Raw genomic sequence first — 1,247 nt, 5'->3', positions numbered from 1 at the left:
AAAAAAGCCCGTCACGAGGACGGGCGAAAGTTTCCGCAACAGGAGCGAGGAGCGTTGCGTCCAGCGTGGTGGATGCCGCTTACAAGATGGAGATCGGGTAGTTGAAGATCAGGCGGTTCTCGTCCAGGTCACGGGTGTTGGCCTGGGAGCGGAAGCTCGAGTTGCGCCACTTGATGTTGAGGTTCTTCGCCGGGCCGTTCTGGACGGTGTAGGCCAGTTCGGTTTCGCGGCCCCATTCCTTGGCATCGTCGTCGGCGGCGGTCTTGATATTGTCGCCGCTGATGTAGCGGTTCATCAGGGTCAGACCCGGCACACCCATGGCGGCGAAGTTATAGTCGTGACGCACCTGCCAGGAGCGTTCGCCGGCGTTGTCGTAGGAATTGTTGAAGCTATCGTTGGCCAGCGAGCCGCCGCTGGTGCCGTTGACGCGCATCCAGCCGGTATCGCCGCTGACTTTCTGCAGGCCGACGTAGAACGTGTTGCCACCAGTTTTCAGACCGAACAGACCGGAGTAGGTCTTGTTGTCCAGCTCGCCTGCCAGCGCGCTGCCGTCCTCGTCCCCCTGGAAGTAGCCCAGGTTGGCGGTCAGGGCCAGGTCGGAGCCCAACGGCTGAGTGTGCAGCAGCTGAACGTACTGCTGTTCGTAGACGTCCTTCAGCTCGGCAGTCCACAACCCTACGGTGGTGCGCTTTTCATTGAAGGCGTATTCGCCACCCAGGTAGTTGAAGCGGTCGGAGACGCCACCGCCGTAGCTCATGTCTTCCATGCTGGCGTCGTCGCGCGGGCTGTTCTGACGGAACTGACCGCCGCTGAGGGTCAGGCCATCGATTTCGCGCGAGGTGACCATGCCGCCCTCGAAGGTCTGCGGCAGCGAACGGCCGTCGTCGGCGCGCAGGATCGGCAGTACCGGCATCATTTCGCCGATTTTCAGCTCGGTATTGGAAAACTTGGCTTTCGCCGCGACGCCCAGACGACCGAAATCATCGGCCGGACGACCATCGCTATGACGCGGCAGCAAGCCGGTGCCGTAGGTACCGCCACCGCCATCGAGTTTGACCGCCAGACCGGCGAGCACGTCAACGCCAAAGCCGACCGGGCCCGGGGTATAGCCGGACTGGATGTTGAGTATGAAGCTCTGGGTCCATTCCTCGGCTTTGCTGCGGTCGGTGATCGAATCGTCGCGGAATTCGCGGCCGATGTAGAAGTTGCGCGCATTGACGGTGATCTTGGTGTCGTCGACGAAGCCT

Annotated in this window: 1 protein-coding gene; it reads right to left on the bottom strand. The window is 61.7% G+C overall.

Annotated elements, in window-relative coordinates:
* Window positions 1–79: 79 nt before the first annotated feature.
* Window positions 80–1,247, bottom strand: a 1,168-nt coding sequence (locus tag MCB86_RS03045; protein WP_239609707.1) for an OprD family porin, incomplete at its 5' end; no start/stop codon positions are given.

This window comes from Pseudomonas sp. KSR10 (assembly GCF_022355455.1).
Taxonomy (GTDB): domain Bacteria; phylum Pseudomonadota; class Gammaproteobacteria; order Pseudomonadales; family Pseudomonadaceae; genus Stutzerimonas; species Stutzerimonas stutzeri_E.
Note: the sequence above shows the minus strand (reverse complement) of the source record. Positions and strands in the feature narration are given on the sequence as shown.